This window comes from Palleniella muris, assembly GCF_004792655.1.
Taxonomy (GTDB): domain Bacteria; phylum Bacteroidota; class Bacteroidia; order Bacteroidales; family Bacteroidaceae; genus Prevotella; species Prevotella muris_A.
The window spans coordinates 235970-253677 of the sequence record NZ_SRZC01000001.1; the positions used below are offsets into that span (position 1 = coordinate 235970).

8 protein-coding genes and 1 pseudogene are annotated in these 17708 nt (G+C 53.0%); all 9 read left to right on the forward strand.

The genetic code is table 11. The annotated features are described in order from the left end of the window. The first annotated feature begins 106 nt into the window (after positions 1–106). Complete coding sequence (locus tag E5358_RS00915) at positions 107–1708, forward strand: rhamnogalacturonan acetylesterase (RefSeq protein ID WP_135938527.1); 1602 nt, start codon at positions 107–109, stop codon at positions 1706–1708. A 139-nt stretch (positions 1709–1847) separates the two neighbouring features. After that, positions 1848–2882 (forward strand): annotated as a pseudogene (locus tag E5358_RS15470) (glycoside hydrolase family 43 protein); the annotation flags it as partial. Between the two features lie 249 nt (positions 2883–3131). After that, positions 3132–5264: a glycoside hydrolase family 2 TIM barrel-domain containing protein gene (locus E5358_RS00925; RefSeq protein ID WP_479682762.1), complete on the forward strand. Its 2133-nt coding sequence runs from the start codon at positions 3132–3134 to the stop codon at positions 5262–5264. A 125-nt stretch (positions 5265–5389) separates the two neighbouring features. Further along, positions 5390–6598 carry a rhamnogalacturonan acetylesterase gene (locus tag E5358_RS00930; RefSeq protein ID WP_135938494.1) on the forward strand — a complete coding sequence of 403 codons (1209 nt, stop codon included), beginning with the start codon at positions 5390–5392 and terminating at the stop codon, positions 6596–6598. Positions 6599–6610: 12 nt separating this feature from the next. Beyond that, on the forward strand, positions 6611–8029 hold the full coding sequence (locus tag E5358_RS00935; RefSeq protein ID WP_135938495.1) for a rhamnogalacturonidase: 1419 nt from the start codon (positions 6611–6613) through the stop codon (positions 8027–8029). A gap of 94 nt (positions 8030–8123) precedes the next feature. Next, the gene (locus E5358_RS00940; protein ID WP_135938496.1) at positions 8124–9251 is read left to right on the forward strand and encodes a glycoside hydrolase family 88/105 protein; all 1128 of its coding nucleotides are present in this window, start codon (positions 8124–8126) and stop codon (positions 9249–9251) included. Between the two features lie 101 nt (positions 9252–9352). Then, complete coding sequence (locus E5358_RS00945) at positions 9353–11923, forward strand: glycosyl hydrolase (RefSeq protein ID WP_135938497.1); 2571 nt, start codon at positions 9353–9355, stop codon at positions 11921–11923. Between the two features lie 179 nt (positions 11924–12102). Continuing rightward, on the forward strand, positions 12103–15054 hold the full coding sequence (locus E5358_RS00950; protein WP_135938498.1) for a glycoside hydrolase family 2 protein: 2952 nt from the start codon (positions 12103–12105) through the stop codon (positions 15052–15054). A gap of 235 nt (positions 15055–15289) precedes the next feature. After that, entirely contained in the window at positions 15290–17668 is a 2379-nt protein-coding gene (locus E5358_RS00955) for a glycoside hydrolase family 127 protein (protein WP_135938499.1), read from the forward strand. Positions 17669–17708: the final 40 nt, after the last annotated feature.

The window sequence follows — 17708 nt, forward strand, 5'->3', positions numbered from 1 at the left end:
ATGCATCATGATAACTCATGTCGCATCATGATTCCAAAACAACAATAACAACCAACAACCCAACCAAATGAAAAAGATACTATCCTCCTTAGCGGTCTGCGCCGCCATGTGCCTCCCTTCACAGGCACAGAAGCCGAACGTGGCAGGACCGATGAAGGACGTCAACAATGTCGTTGACAACACTCTTGACAGTCTCAACAAGGCAATGACAGCGCGCCCCGTGGCAGGCTCGTCACGCAAAGGCAACAATCCGGTGCTCTTCCTTGTGGGAAACTCCACCATGCGCAACGGCACACTCGGCAACGGCAACAACGGCCAGTGGGGCTGGGGCTATCTTGTCAACGAGTATTTTGACGAGAACAAGATGACCGTTGAGAACCATGCGCTCGGCGGAATGAGCTCACGCACATTCTACAACCGCCTTTGGCAGGATGTCCTGAAAGGCATAAAGAAGGGCGACTGGGTGATTATCGAACTCGGACATAACGACAACGGTCCTTATGACAAAGGCCGTGCGCGTGCTTCCATACCGGGAATCGGCAAGGAGACTCTCGATGTCACCATACAGGAGACAGGCGTAAAGGAGACCGTCTACACTTACGGCGAGTACATGCGCAAGTTCATTGCCGACGTGAAGGCTAAGGGTGCCCACCCTATCCTCATGTCCCTCACTCCGCGATTGGCTTACGATGACGCCGACAGCACTATCGTCACACGCGTCAACAAGACATTCGGCCTGTGGGCAAAGCAGGTGGCGAAGAAGGCAAAAGTGCCTTTCATAGACCTTAATGACATAACAGCCAAGAAGTTTGAGAAGTTCGGCAAGGAGAAGACAAAGTACATGTTCTACGGCGACCGCATACATACCTCCATGTTCGGAGCACGTGTCAATGCGGAATCTGCCATCGAAGGCATCCGCGCCTATAAGGGTCTGCCTCTCGCAAAGTATCTGAAGCCTGTGGAGAAGGACAATGTCACAGGCGCAACACGCCAGAAAGGCAAGCCTATGCTCTTCACTATCGGTGACAGCACCGTTAAGAACGAGGACAATTCCGATGACAGCATGTGGGGCTGGGGAAGCGTGATTCAGGATCTCTTCGACCTTGACCGCATCACCGTCGAGAACCATGCGAAGGCAGGACGCAGCGCACGCACCTTCCTTGACGAGGGACGTTGGGACAAGGTCTATAACGCTTTGCAGCCGGGCGACTATGTTATAATGCAGTTCGGACACAACGATGCGGGCGAGATAAACACCGGAAAGGCTCGCGCAGAGCTTCCGGGAGCAGGCGCGGAGAGCAAGGTTTTCAAGATGGAAAAGACCGGCAAGTTCCAGGTTATCTACACTTTTGGCTGGTATCTCCGCAAGTTTGTCATGGACTGCCGGGAGAAAGGCGCAATCCCTGTTGTGCTCAGCCACACACCAAGAAACAAGTTTGACAACGGACTCATAGAGCGTAACACCAACTCTTTTGGCAAATGGACACGCGAAGTGGCAGAGCAGACCGGCACAATCTTCATCGACCTGAACAAAATCTCCGGCGACAAGTTCGAGAAAATGGCATGGGAGAAGGGTTTAAAAGAGGTCAACAGCTATTTCAAGCGTGACCACACCCACACTTCCAAGAAGGGTGCGCGCCTCAATGCACAGAGCATCGCCGAGGGACTGAAGAAGACTGACTGCCCGCTGAAGGACTATCTGAAATAAGAAAAGCCAACCGGCATTTACAGTTCTGACAGCCTTATCAGCATCGCCAGTCGTGTCAGTACTGTCTGTATTGACCATTTTATCACTACTGCCAGTACTGACAATTATGTCAATATTGTCAAAAGAAAAAAACAAAACAATGAACAAACTGCATAAACTCATCTTGTCCGCGGCACTTGCCATAAGTTCCATGGCATCCGCACAGAACCTGCAGAAAGGGGATTACGGCTACCTTTACTGCCACATGAGTGACAGAGGGGAATGGACAGCCTATGCCCTCAGCCGCGACGGTCTGCACTACCATGACCTGATTGGCGGACAGCCAATCTTCGACACAAAGAAAGTGGCGGGGATAGAAGGCGGCACACGCGACGCATATATCTTCAGAAAGCATGACGGCAAAGGCTATCTCATGCTCACAACCGACATGTGCGTGAAGAAAAGTAAGGTGTGGAACAACTACGGAATCAATCTCCTGACCTCCGATGACCTTATCAACTGGGAGTCAAAGACCTTTGATTTCCGCAAGGGAGCAAGCATCTTCTCCGACCCTAAGTCACCGGACACCTATAAGAACTATGCCACCATCAACCGCGTATGGGCACCACAGGCGATGTGGGACCCTACCTATGTGTGGCCAAACGGCAAGAAAGGCGGCTATTTCGTCTATTACTCCCTGTGGAACAGCGCGGAAGAAAAGTACGACCGCATGTACTATTCCTATGCCGATGAGTCGTTCACCACACTCACAAAGCCACGCCTTCTCTTCGATTGGGGTTACGCCACAATCGATGCGGACATAAACTATCTCAAGTCCGACAAGCTCTTCCACATGATGATAAAGAAGGAAGGCGGCAAACCGGGACTCTTCACAGCCACCGCAAAGCGACTGACAGGCCCGTGGAGCAAACCTGTCGAGGACGATTATGTCAACTTCGAGGGCAAGAAAAAGTGTGAGGGCGTCTCCGCTTTCCAGATTGCCGGCGAAGAGGGATGGCGCGTCGGATATATCGAATACTCCTCACGCCCGAAGCATTACCGCATCTGTAAGGCTGACAAGTACCTCCGCAACTTCAACTCTCCGCAGGACATCATCGGCGTAGAGGCACCGCAGCACGGCTCTTTCTTACGCCTTACAAAGGAGGAATATGACCGCCTTGAGAACTGGTCCAAGGCGATTATGGACAAGAAAAACACTCCGCGCTCTGTCGTTTCGCTTAACAACGGATGGCAGTTCCATGGCTCACTGACAGACATCAGCTTTGAGGACATCAAAAAAATCTCGGCTTGGCAGACTGTCAACCTCCCTCACGATTTTCAGATTTCACAGCCTTGGGTGGCTCCCGCTGCCGACGAGAAGGCGGACAACCGTGACGCCGGAGCGAACATCCGCAGCCGACTGAGCTCACGCGGGTTCAAGGAAATGGGCATCGGTTGGTACCGCAAGGATATCCGTCCTGAGGAATCATGGCGCGGAAAGCGTATCCTTCTTGATTTCGAGGGCATCATGCTCGTGGGCGATGTGTACCTCAACGGAAAGCACATCGGCAAGACGGACTATGGTTATCTTGGTTTCGAGATTGACATCACAAAGGATTTGAAATTCGGTGAGGATAATGTCCTCATGGTAAAAGCCAACACTCAGCAGCCGCTGAACTCACGCTGGTACACCGGAGGTGGCATTTATCGCGATGTGAACATTACCCTTACGGACAAGGACGAGTATTTCGTGCGCCATCCGCTGTACATCACAACCGAGAATGTCACTGACCGCAACGCTACCGTAAACGTACAGGCAGAGCTGACCTGCAACCTAAAAGTCGAGAACCTTCGTGTCGGAACAAAGGTCACTGACCAACAGGGAAACATCGTCTACCATAAGTTCAACACCATAAAGTTCGACCGCCGCATGCGCACAAACGAGCACCGGGTGGCGAAATTCAATATCGACAACCCGAAACTATGGAGCTGTGAGACGCCTAATCTCTATACCGCCGAAGTGACTCTCTACCGCGAGGACGGTTCGGTGGCTGACCAGGTAACAAAGCGGTTCGGTGTGCGCAACGTGGAGTTCTCACCGGAATTCGGTCTGAAACTCAACGGCAAGAAGGTTCTTCTCAAAGGAATCGCCAACCACCATTCACTCGGTGCCCTCGGCGCTGCCGTCTATCCGCGTGCCATGGAGAAGCGCATGAAACTCCTGAAGGATTTCGGTTTCAACCACATACGCACTGCTCATAACCCTTACAGTGAGTCGTTCCTCGACCTCTGCGACGAATATGGCTTCCTTGTCGTTGACGAACTCTATGACAAATGGCTCACACAGTACGCCGGAGGCAGGGAGGAATGGACAAACCTTTGGCAGCATGACGTGCCGGAGTTTGTAAAGCGCGACCGCAACCACCCGTCAATCGTGGTGTGGAGCCTTGGCAATGAGCTGCAACAGTACTGGAACCTGCCTTATGCCGACTGGGGAGTGACTGCCTACCGCCTGCAGAAAGAACTGCTCAAGCGTTACGACAAGACACGCCCTATAACAGTTGCCATGCACCCGCGCTACCGCAGTCTGGAGACCGATTCTCTCCCTGCACCGCTCGTTCATGAGACAGACATCGCGTCATATAATTATAGATATATGTATTTCCCCAGCGACAGCCGACGCTTCCCTAACATGATGTTCTACCAGAGCGAGGCGAACACCTCCGGAATGGGTCCTAATTACTTCGAGATGGACCTTGACAAAGTGCTCGGATTGGCTTATTGGGGCATGATTGACTACCTCGGCGAGTCACAGGGATGGCCGGAGAAAGGCTGGTGTCAGGGTGTCTTTGACATCTCCCTCGAACCAAAACCTAACGCTTATTTCCTTAAGAGCTATTTCAAGGACGATGAGCCGCTGGTGCACATCGGTATCATTGCGAGTGACGGCGACTCATTCATGTGGAACGACGAAAAGATGCTCAAAAGACGACTTGTTGACCATTGGAACTTCGGAAAAGACAACAATAACAAGGAATTCACGTTATATACATACACCAACGCTGACGAAGTGGAGCTCCGCATTAACGGAAAGAGCCTCGGCAGGAAGCAGAACGACAAGAATCCTAAGGTTCGCAACAGAGTCAAGTGGGACAAGGTGAAGTACGAACCGGGCTACATCGAGGCAATCGCCTATACCGACGGCAAGGTCGTGGCACGCCACAAGATAGAGACAACGGGTGAGGCAAAGCGTCTCACAGCCACAGCCGACAACAGCGATTGGAAGGCTGACGGCAAGGATTTGCAGCACATCCGTGTCCTCGCTCTCGACGCTAAGGGTCGCCGCGTGCAGACTGCGAAGGGCAAAGTGCACTTCTCCGTGGAAGGCCCTGCCGAGATTATCGCCGTCACCAATGGCGACAACGCCAGTGACGAGCTTGCCGTGGGCGATTCACGCAACCTCTACAACGGCACCTGCACCGTCATCCTGCGCTCAAAACAGGGAGCAGGCAAGGTCTCTGTCACAGCAACTTGCGACGGCATGAAGCCTGTAAAACTGCAGCTTGCAACAAAATAAGCGGGAAAATCTAAGGGGCAGTATTGACACTATTGTCAGTACTGTCCGTGTTGTCAGTAATGACAATAATGACAGCACTGACGATACTGACCTTACCCCTCCAACCTAAAAAACAACAAAAACCAATGACAAAAAGATATTTATTGTTCCTCCTCATGTCACTCTCGGCTGCCCTGAGCCTCAACGCTCAGACCTTTGACTTCGACATGGCGAAGGATGGGAAAGGATTGAAAAGCGGCTTCCTCAGCGTGGAAGTACCGGACGGGAACTATCTCGTCCGCGTCACTTTCGGTTCAAAGAAGCGCGCCGGTGAGACCACCCTGCGCTGTGAGAACCGCCGACTGCTGGCGCATAACCTCGTGACAAAGAAAAAGGAGATGAAGACCCTTGAGTTCGTTGTCAACAAGCGCAGCCCTTTTATCACAAACGACAAGCGCGTGAGAATCAAGGAGCGCGAAAAGAACTATTTCACATGGGACGACAAACTGACACTTGAAATCGCCGGCGAAGCCCCTGCCGTCACCGCCGTCCATATCGAACCGGCAAACGATGTGCCGACAATCTACCTCTGTGGCAACTCCACCGTTGTCGACCAGGCTTATGAGCCGTGGGCAAGCTGGGGACAGATGATTACCCGCTGGTTCGGCCCGGAGGTGGCTGTGAGCAACCATGCGGAGAGCGGACTGGCAGCTTTCTCCTTCCTCGCACAGAACCGTCTCGACAAAATCATGACTACCTTGAAGAAAGGTGACTGGGTAATCGTCGAGTTCGGACATAACGATGAGAAATACAAGGGTGACGGCTTCGGAGCATGGTATCACTATTCCTACAACCTGAAAATCTTCGTCGACCGCGTGCGCAAGGCTGGTGCTGAGATTGTCTTCTGCACTCCGACACAGCGACGAGCATGGGAAAGCGACAACAAGACCATCAAGAACACTCACGGCGATTACCCTGCGGCGATGAAAGCCCTTGCAGCGCGTGAGAATGTGCCGGTCATCGACCTTAACATGATGACCAAAACCTTCTTCGAGACTCTCGGCTACGAAGACAGCAAGCGCGCTCTTGTACATTATCCAAAGGGAACTTTTGAAGGACAGACCAAGGATTTCGCCGACAATACCCACTTCAATCCTTACGGAGCTTATGAGGTGGCGAAGCTGGTCGTGCTGGGCATGAAGCAGCTTGACCTCCCTATGGCAAAGTATCTGCGTGACACTGACGCCGAAAACGCCGAGTGGAAGAACTTCTCCCCTGCCACTCCGGACGATTGGAAGACATTCAAATGGGTGCCGTCGCCTATGACGGAGTTTCTCAAACCTGACGGAAACTAAATAAAAAACGCTATGATAAAGACTTCAATCCTTACAACTTTTCTTGCCGCCTTGCTGGCTTTCTCTCCGGCAAGCGCAAAGAAGAAGCAGCCCGCCAAGGAGCTTTTCCCTAACGGAGAGCCTATCCCGGCGTGGTTCAGCGACACGGCGAGAGTAGACATCGCCACCCTCGGCAGGCAATATGTCATCACCGAGCATGGCGTATGCCACAATCCTGCCCTCGTGCAGACAAAAGCGATACAGGCTGTCATCGACAAAGCCGCTGCGGAAGGTGGCGGAGTGATTGTCATTCCTGAAGGCACGTTCCTCTCCGGCTCACTGTTTTTCAAGCAGGGCACACACCTTTATGTCAAGCAGGGAGGATGCCTGAAGGGCAGCGACCGCATCGCCGACTTCGAGATGCGTGAGACTCGTATGGAGGGACAGACACTGAAGTATTTCTCCGCCCTCGTGAATGCCGACGGCGTCGACGGCTTCACAATCACCGGACCGGGAACAATCGACGGCAACGGCTACCGCTATTGGGAGGAATTCTGGATTCGCCGGCAGTTCAACAAGCAGTGCACGAACCTCGAAGCCTTGCGCCCTCGTTTGGTTTATCTCTCCAACAGCAAGAACATCACTGTACAGGATGTGAGCCTGATAAATAGTCCTTTCTGGACAAACCACCTCTATAAGTGCGAGCGTGTGAAGTATCTCGGCTGCTACATCTATGCGCCTACAAAGGGACTTGGCATGATAGGGAAGAACGGTGCGCCGTCAAGTGACGCGATAGACATCGACTTCTGCCACGACATACTCATCAGCGGATGCTACATGAGTGTCAACGACGATGCCGTAGTGCTCAAAGGCGGCAAGGGAACTTTTGCCGACAAGGACCCAAGAAACGGTCCTAACCATAACATCATCGTACAGGACTGCAACTATGGCAAGGTGCATGCCTGCATCACTTTCGGCTCAGAGAGTCTCCACGACTGGAACATCATCATGCGACGCATAAAGTTCGAGGGTGTCAACCGTGTCGTATGGTTCAAGATGCGCCCGGACACACCGCAGCATTATGAACTTTCACGCTTCGAAGACCTTAGCGGTTCTGCCGACGCTTTCGTGGTGACTCTGCCGTGGACACAGTTCTTCAAGCCTGAAGAGCGCAAGGATATGCCGCTCTCACGAGTCAATGACATCACGTTCAGGAACATCAATGTCGAGTGCAAAAAGTTCTTTGACGTTAAGTCATCGGATAAATACAGCCTTGAAAACTTCTCTTTCGAGAATGTCAATGCCAAGGAGACAGGCGGCAAAGAGACATGGCATCCGGAGTATGTCAAGGGCATCAGCGTGAAGAACCTTGTCATAAACGGCGCCGCACCGAAGGCAGCAAAGACCGTGAAAAAGACCGGCAAGTCGGACACTCCCGAGGAGTTCCTGTAAGAAAACCGATTAGAAAGGCATCATGATGTGCCACGATTCAACATGGTTCATCATGATGCAACCAACAACCTATAACCAACCAACCCAACAACCAATGAAAAAAATATTCCTCTTCATCGCCTTTGCCGCAGCGACATTATTCTCCCAGGCACAAAACCATCATGGTCAGACAAACAAGGACATCATGGATGTCGCCGTGAAAGTCAACGCTTATTTCATGAAAAAGAATCCAGACCCGGCACTTCCGACCTTCGTCAAGCGCATGCGTCCAAGCAGTCTGTGGACACGCGCCGTATACTACGAAGGGCTGATGGCTCTCTACGAGATCTGTCCTCGTCAGGAATATTGGGATTATGCCTACACTTGGGCGGACTACCACAAGTGGCAGCCGCGCAACGGCAACACCACCCACCATGCCGATGACCAGTGCTGCCTCCAGACTTACATCGACCTTTACCGCATCGCCGGTGACCCTAAGATGATTCAGGGCGCAAAGGCTAACATGAACATGATGCTCGCCTACCCTACCAACGAGGATTGGTGGTGGATTGACGCAGTGCAGATGGCTATGCCTATCTACACCAAACTCTACTCCATAACCAAAGATGAGCGGCTTCTCGACAAGGCTTGGGGACTCTATTCCTACACTCGCAACACTCTCGGCGACAAGGGTATGTACAACGAGAAAGAGGGTCTCTGGTGGCGCGACGCTGACTTCGACGGCGACTATAAGGAGCCTAACGGCAAGAACTGCTACTGGAGCCGTGGCAACGGATGGGTTATCGCTGCCCTTGCACGTGTCCTTGACGACCTGCCAAAGGACAACATCCACTACAAGGACTATGTGAAGGACATGCAGACCATGGCAAAAGCCATCAAGGCTTGCCAGCGTGAGGACGGCTTCTGGAACTGCTCTCTCCATGACCCGAACAACTTCGGCGGCAAGGAGACCTCCGGCACAGCCCTCTTTGTCTATGCCATGGCATGGGGAATACGCAACGGCATCCTGTCCCACAATGACTACTACCCTGTGGTCAAGAAGGCATGGGACGCCATAGTCAAGGACGCTATCCACCCTAACGGCTACATCGGCTACGTACAGGGCACAGGAAAAGAGCCTAAGGACGGTCAGCCTACGACCTACGACTCTCACCCTGACTTCGAGGATTATGGCACAGGCTGTGTCCTTCTCGCAGCCGCAGAGATGTATAAATTGAAATAATCAGAGTCAGTAATGACAGTAACGTCAGTTATGTCAGTATTGTCAGTACTGACACTACTGTCAATATTGACATAACCGACCAAACTAACACCAACCCAACAATGAACAAACGATTCTACAATATTCTTCTTGCACTGTTGCCGGCATTCCCGGCAATGGCGCAAGATTCTTTTTGGCCCGAAGCAAAGCCGGAAGCGAAACCTTTCGCACGCTGGTGGTGGATGGGCAGCGCAGTGGACAAAGAGAACCTCAACTACCTTATCCCCGAATACGGCCGCGCCGGCATAGGCGGACTGGAAATCACCCCTATCTACGGCGTGCAGGGAAATGACGCCAACGACATCCCGTTCCTCTCAAAACGCTGGATGGAGATGCTCGACCACTGCAACAAAGTGGGTGCAAGAGCGGGCGTGAAGATTGACATGAACACCGGAACGGGCTGGCCTTTCGGCGGTCCTCTTGTCACAAAGGAGGACGCAGCATGCAAGGCTGCCTTCGACAAGGACGGCAAACTAATCGTCGGACGCACCGGACAGAAGGTGAAACGTGCAGCCCCGGGCGGCGAAGGCTGGGTCATGGACCATTTTGACCGTGGCGCAGTGGAACGCTATCTCGACCGATTCACAAAGGCATTCGAGGAGAACGGTGTCGCCTACCCTCACAATTTCTTCAACGACTCCTATGAGGTCTATGGCGCAAGCTGGACTCCTGCCCTCTTAGAGGAGTTCAAGAAGCGTCGCGGCTATGACCTCCGCAAGCACGAACAGCTGCTGCGCAAGGTGTTCGACACAAAGAACGAAGCGGCACAAGCCCTGAAAATCGACGAGAACTCCGAAGAAAACCGACGCATAATCTCCGACTACCGACAGACACTCGGCGAACTTCTCCTCGAGAACTTCACACAGACATGGACGGCATGGGCACACAAGCACGGCTCGCTGACCAGAAACCAGGCGCACGGCTCTCCTGCCAACCTCATCGACATCTATGCTTCCGTGGACATTCCCGAGTGCGAAGGCTTCGGACTCTCCCAGTTTGGCATCAAGGGACTGCGCCGGGACTCACTCGTAAGGAAGAACTTCTCCGACCTCTCCATGCTGAAATACGCCTCCTCCGCTGCACATATCTCGGGCAAAAACCTTGTGTCGGCAGAGTCGTTCACATGGCTCACGGAGCATTTCCGCACCTCTCTCTCACAATGCAAGCCGGAGATTGACCTCTTCATGACTGCCGGCATCAACCACATGTACTTCCATGGCATAACCTATTCGCCACAGGAAGCGGCATGGCCGGGCTGGAAATTCTATGCCTCCGTCGACATGTCACCGACAAACTCCATTTGGCACGACGCACCGGAGATGTTCCGCTACATCACCCGCTGCCAGAGTTTCATGCAGTGGGGACAGCCGGACAATGATTTCCTTGTCTATCTTCCTATCTACGACATGTGGCAGGAGAACGGCGGAGGGTTGCTGCTCTTCGACATACACAAGATGGACCGCCTCGCACCGAAGTTCATCGCCTCTATCAACAGCATCGTTTCCAAAGGCTATGACTGCGATTACATCAGCGACAACTTCGTCAGCAAACTATCGCTCCATGACGGCAAGCTCCGCACAGAGGCAGGCGTGGAATACTCCGCGCTGGTTGTTCCGGGCGTGAAACTCATGCCTCACGAGACCGCGGCGAAGCTCCTCGCACTCGCAAAGCAGGGCGCGAAAATCATCTTCCTTGACCAATTCCCGGAGGATGTTCCGGGCTATGGCAAACTCAAGGCACGCCGCAAACTGTTTGGCAGCATCGCAAAAGAACTGCCAAACCATTGCCTTACATCACTTGACGCTGCCAATGTCATCCCTGAGGAGATGAAAAGCCGTTACGGACTCAGCGCAATACGCCGCAAGAACGCCACAGGCCACCATTATTTCATCTCGTCCCTGCAACCTAAGGGTGTCAGCGACTGGGTGCGCCTTGCTGTGCCTGCCGACGGCATCGCACTGTTCAACCCTATGAATGGTGAGGTGAAGAAAGCCATAACACGCAAGAACGGCAACGCCACAGAGGTGCTTCTCCACCTCGAATCGGGCGAATCATGCATCCTCCAAACGTACAACGCAAAGGCGGACATGCCTTCCGATTTGAAGAATGATGTCGTTTACGCACCGTCCGCAACGACCGTTTCCCTCGACAAAGGCTGGACAGTGGCATTCCCTTCCCTTAACAAGGAGTTCAAAATCGACACTCCTTCCTCATGGACAACCCTCGGCGATGCCCAGGTTGACAGTCTTGCGGGCTCGGGCGTCTACACCACAGAGTTCGAAGTTGCCGATGCTACGGGCGAATGGCAGCTTGACCTTGGCGACGTCCGCGAAAGTGCACGCGTGAAAATCAACGGCGAATATGTCGGCACTTTGTGGGCTGTGCCTTACAAAATCAACGTGGGCAAGTACCTCAAAGAGGGCAAGAACACCATCGAACTTGAGGTCACCAACCTCCCTGCCAACCGCATTGCGGCACTCGACCGCAAGGGTGTGCAGTGGCGGAAGTTCAAGGAAATCAATCTTGTCGACCTGAACTACAAAAAGACCGGTTACGCCCACTGGCAGCTTATGGAGTCAGGACTGAACGGTGCGCCACGACTCACTAAGCTGAACACTGTCAACCCTAAATAAAGTCGCAACACTTTGAACAACAAGCAGATAACGAACCACAAGACAAAAGGTAACCTTTCACCTTGCAAAAGGTGACACTTTACCCTGCGAGAGGTAACCTTTTACACCATGAAAGGTTACCTTTTGTTTTGCCCATGATAACAATACACAAACTGTATCATAACACTAACAAACTACACATGAACAAAACCATCTCACTAATCCTTGCGCTCATGCTTGCAATCACGGGGTTGCAGGCTGCCGAGCGACACAGGTACAACTTCAACAGTGCGTGGAAACTCTCCGTCGGCGATGACAAGAATGCCATGCAATCCAACCACAACGACAGCCGTTGGAAGACCGTCACACTGCCGAGGGCATTCAACGAGGACGAGGCTTTCCGCGTGGCCATCGACCAACACACGGACACCGTCATGTGGTACCGCAAGCACTTCCACGGCAAAGGACTGAAAGGCAGGAAGGTGCTCATCGAGTTTGAGGGCATCCGACAGGCAGGATGGTTCTACATAAACGGCGAATATCTCGGCATGCACGAGAACGGTGTGATGGCGGTTGGCTTCGACATAAGCAAATACATCAAGGAGGGCGACAACGTCATCGCCGTGCGCATCGACAACAACTGGAAGTACCGCGAGCAGGCGACAAACACCACCTACCAGTGGAACAACAGCAATTTCAACGCCAACTACGGAGGCATCCCGAAGAATGTCTACCTGCATGTCATGGACGATGTCTACCAGACGCTGCCTCTGTACAGCAACCTCAAGACGACAGGTGTCTACACCTACGCCACAGACTTTGACATAAAGGGCAAAAAAGCGACAGTCCACGCCGAGAGTGAGGTGAGGAACGAGAGCACTGAGGCACGCGTCCTGACCTACCGCGCCACACTGAAGGACATGGACGGAAAGGTCGTCAAGACCTTCTCCGGCACTCCTCGCAAGCTCAATGCGGGAGAGACCGTCACCCTGAAAGCCGAGGCGCGCGTGGCAGACCTGCATTTCTGGAGCTGGGGCTATGGCTATCTCTACACCGTGGAGACGGAGCTTGTTGACGAGAACGGCACAGCTTTTGACAAGGTCAGCACACGCACAGGCTTCCGCAAGACCCAGTTCGGTGAGGGAAAGATATGGCTTAACGACCGTGTGCTCATGGTTCACGGCTACGCACAGCGCACAAGCAACGAATGGCCTGCCGTCGGTCTGTCGGTTCCGGCATGGCTCAGCGACTACAGCAACGGACTGATTGTCGAAGGATGTGGCAACGTTGTGCGCTGGATGCACGTCACTCCGTGGAAGCAGGACATAGAGAGCTGTGACCGTGTGGGCTTGATTCAGGCGATGCCGGCGGGCGATGCGGAGAAAGACCGTCAGGGCCGCCAGTGGGAACAGCGCACGGAACTTATGCGCGACGCCATAATCTACAACCGCAACAACCCTTCCATACTTTTCTATGAGAGTGGAAACGAGTCCATTTCACGTGAGCACATGATTGAGATGAAGGCGATTCGCGACCTTTATGACCCGTTCGGAGGACGCGCAATAGGTTCACGCGAGATGCTTGACATCAACGAAGCGGAGTACGGTGGTGAGATGCTGTACATCAACAAGAGCAAGAAGCATCCGATGTGGGCAACGGAATATTGCCGTGACGAGGGCATGCGCAAGTATTGGGACGAGTATTCTTATCCGTTCCATAAGGAGGGCGACGGTCCTCTCTATCGTGGAAAACCTGCCAACGACTATAACCACAACTCCGACATGCTGGCGGTTGAATGGGTGCGTCGTTGGTACGACTATTGGCAGGTGCGTCCGGGAACCGGCACAAGGGTTAGCTCGGGCGGCGTGAAAATTGTATTCTCGGACACCAACACGCACTTCCGCAGCGAGGCAAACTACCGTCTCAGCGGTGCCACCGACCCTATGCGCATACCTAAGGACGGATTCTTCGCTCATCAGGTAATGTGGGACGGATGGGTTGACCCTGAGAACAGCCGCACACACATCATAGGACATTGGAGCTACGATGACGGCACAAAGAAGCCTGTTTATGTAGTGAGCAACGGCGAGAGTGTGGAGCTTCTCCTCAACGGAAAGTCACTTGGCAAGGGCAAAAGGTCATACAATTTCCTCTTCACCTTCGACAATGTGGCGTTTGAAGAGGGCACTCTGACTGCCATAAGCCGTGACGCGAACGGCAAGGAGGTGAGCCGCCATGAACTGAAAACGGCAGGCAAACCGGCAAGACTTGTAATGAGAACCATACAGAACCCTGAGGGATTCCATGCCGACGGCGCGGACCTTGCGCTCATAGAATTTGAGGTTGTGGACAAGGACGGCAACCGTTGCCCGCTTGACAACCGTAGCGTAAGGTTCTCAATCAGCGGTCCCGCCGAATGGCGCGGTGGCATTGCACAGGGCGAAAACAACTATATCCTGAACACTGTCCTCCCTGTCGAGTGCGGCATAAACCGCGCTCTCATCCGCAGCACGACAAAGGCGGGCAAGATAAAGGTGACCGCTCAGGCTACAGACTTGCCTAAAGCAAGCCTCACTTTGCAGACAATCCCTGTGAAAGTGACAGACGGCAAGAGCGACTATCTGCCTTCCGAGACCTTGAAAGGTTGGCTTACACGTGGCGAGACACCGTCAACTCCGTCTTACAAGGACACGAAGCGCGGCATCAACATTGTTTCTGCACAGGCAGGAAGCAATCAGGAGAATGTGCGCAACTCATGGGACGACAACGAACTCAGTGAGTGGAGCAGCGACGGCGGCATGAACTCCGCATGGGTAACCTACACCCTTGAGCGCAAGGCTCGTGTCTCAGAAGTTAGTCTGAAGCTGACAAGCTGGCGCAACAAGAACTATCCGCTGGAGATTCTTGCCGGCGGAAAGGTGGTTTGGGAAGGCAACACCGACAAGTCTCTCGGTTATGTCCACCTCAAAATCTCTGACCCTGTCGAAGCTGACAAGTTCACAATCCGCCTCAAAGGCACTGCCGACACTGCCGACACCTCCAACCAAATAGGTGAGCTGGCAGGAGGAAACACCGGCGAACTTGACAACAAAAAGCACAGTTCTCGCACTCTCCCGATTGTCGAAGTTGACTTTATCGAGGAGATAAAATAGGACTCCGAAAACGTTGTGGACCTTGGGAGGGCACAACGTTCCACAGAGGGGATTAATGGTGTTGAAGCCATTAATCCCCTTATCCTTGTCCGCCGGGAAAAACATATCCCACGTTACAAATTCTTTTCTTTTCATATCATCACAACATTCTTGAAATAAAACGGTACTGCTTTCTCAAAGATTTTTTGTATATTTGCAGCAATTATCCAAACTATATATAATTGAACACAAACAAATGAAACGACTTTTCCTACCTCTTCTCCTCCTTGCTGCCACCGGCGTTCAAGCGCAGGACAAACTCTATTATGACCTTTTCCCATTGGGACAGGTGACGCTGCTTGACAGCCCTTTCAAGCATGCGTGCGACGTTAATGTAAGCACGCTCCTGCAATATGACACCGACCGCCTGCTTGCGCCGTTCCTGAAAGAGGCGGGACTGACACCGAAAGGCGAGAGTTTCGAGAACTGGGCTGACCTTGACGGACACGTCGGAGGTCATTATCTCTCTGCCTTGGCAATCCATTATGCTGCCACGGGCAACGCCGAACTTAAAAGGCGTATGGACTATATGGTGGCGGAACTGAAGCGATGCCAGACGGCTAACGGCGACGGATATGTCGGCGGAGTGCCTAACGGAAAGCGTTGCTGGAACGAGATAAAGAAGGGCAACCCGGGCATCGTATGGAAATACTGGGTGCCATGGTACAATATCCACAAGACGTACGCCGGACTGCGCGACGCATGGTCATACGGCGGCAACGAGGATGCACGACGGATGTTCCTCGACTTGTGCGACTGGGGCATAACCGTCATTGCTCCTCTCAACGACGAACAGATGGAGCAGATGCTCGGAAACGAGTTCGGTGGCATGGACGAGGTGTATGCCGACGCTTATCAGATGACAGGCGACACAAAGTATCTTGACGCCGCCAAACGCTTCTCCCACCACTGGCTGCTCGACAGTATGGCAGCGGAGAAGGACAATCTTGACAACAAGCACGCCAACACTCAGGTACCTAAGGTTGTCGGTTATCAGCGTATCGCGGAACTGAGCGCACTTGCCGGACGCACGGCTGACAAGGAACTCTACGACCGTGCGGCACAATTCTTCTGGCATACCGTGGCGGACACTCGCTCACTTGCCCTCGGTGGCAACAGCCGACGAGAGCATTTCGCATCAAAGGAGGACTGCCAGAGCTATGTCGATGACCGCGAAGGACCGGAGTCTTGCAACACAAACAATATGCTGAAGCTCACAGAAGGTCTCTTCCGCATGCACCCTGAGGCAAAGTATGCTGACTTCTACGAGAGGGCTTTGTACAACCATATCCTCTCCACACAGCACCCGGAGCATGGCGGATATGTCTATTTCACATCGGCGCGCCCTGCGCATTACCGCGTCTACTCTGCCCCGAACAGTGCCATGTGGTGCTGCGTGGGCACAGGAATGGAGAACCACGGCAAATACGGCGAGTTCATCTACCAACACCGTGGTGACAGTCTCTATGTCAATCTCTTCATCGCATCGCAGTTGGAGTGGAAGGAAAAGGGCGTGAAAGTCACTCAGGACACACAGTTTCCTGACTCGGAGACATCACGGCTGACCATAAACGTCAAGCGACCTACACGCTTCCGTCTCCTCGTGCGCTATCCTTCATGGTGCAGAAAGGGCGAGATGAAAGCCGTATGCCGTGGCAAAGACTATGCCCAAACGGCAACACCGGGAGGGTACATCGTCATCGACAGAAAGTGGAAAAACGGCGATTTCATCGAGCTTTCCATGCCTATGCACGTGACAGTGGAGGAACTTCCGAATGTCCCGAACTACATAGCAATCATGCGCGGTCCTATACTTCTCGGTGCACGCATGGGCAATGAAAACCTTTATGGTCTTGTTGCCGACAACAGCCGTTGGGGACATATCGCCCACGGACCGCTTGTCTCTGTCTTCGACACACCGCTTATCATCGGCGACCGTAAGGAAATCCTCGCAAAACTTGAGAATATGAAGTCTGTTGCGGGCAAACCTTTCACGTTCACCGTACCGGGATTGTTCTCCGACAAGTACAAGAACCTCGAACTGGAGCCGTTCTTCCGCATCCACGACAGCCGTTATATGATGTACTGGCTGTCAATGACCAACGCAGAATATGCCGACTATCAGAAGCGCGTTAAGGCTGAGGAGGAGCGCAAACTGTTGCTTGACAAGCGCACAGTGGACGCTGTGAACACCGCCGAGCAGCAGCCGGAGGTTGACCACGAGATGAAATATGAGAGGTCAAACACAGGACATACGCACGGCGAGGGTTGGCGCGACGCACGCGACAACGGTTATTTCCAATACACACTCGACACGAAGGGCGAGCAGAACCTCACTCTCATGGTGCGCTACTGGGGTGACGAGAACGGCCGACGCGACTTTGACATCCTTATCGACGGTCAGCTTCTTGCCCATGAAAACATCTCGAACAAATGGCGCAAAAAGGAGTTTGTCAATGCAGAATACCCGATTCCATCGAATCTCCTTGCAGGAAAACAGACCGTCACCGTGACCTTCAAGGCACAGAAAGGCAGCACTGCCGGCGGCGTGTTCCATGTAAGGTTGGTGAAATAAATATGGGATAAATACCACAAACAACAAAAACAGCACCGGC